Consider the following 313-nt stretch of genomic DNA (forward strand, 5'->3'; position numbering starts at 1 on the left):
GTAATATCCCCCACCCAGACCAGATCCGGCTTGGAGGGAATGACATTGCGATACAGGTTTGGAAACGCCGCAAGATCTCCACTCTCGGTACCTGCACGCGCATATCGGCGTCGCGGCCTGACACTTAGATCGTGCTGCCGCATGATCCGAGCGACCCGTTTGTGGTTGACGTGATGTCCGCGTGCGCATAGCTCCCGGACAACACGTCGATAACCATACCCGGGAAACTCATCTTGAATCTCGCCAATGAGTTCCACCAAGCGGCCATCACTGAGCTCGACAGCTTTGGCCGTGGAGCGATAGTAGTATGTAC

Annotated in this window: 1 protein-coding gene; it reads right to left on the reverse strand. The window is 56.2% G+C overall.

Annotated elements, in window-relative coordinates; all coding sequences use genetic code 11:
* Positions 1-313, reverse strand: a 313-nt coding sequence (locus HX774_RS19615; protein ID WP_178829046.1) for an IS3 family transposase, incomplete at both ends; no start/stop codon positions are given.

It is taken from the genome of Brevundimonas sp. P7753 (genome assembly GCF_013386595.1).
Lineage (GTDB): Bacteria > Pseudomonadota > Alphaproteobacteria > Caulobacterales > Caulobacteraceae > Brevundimonas > Brevundimonas bullata.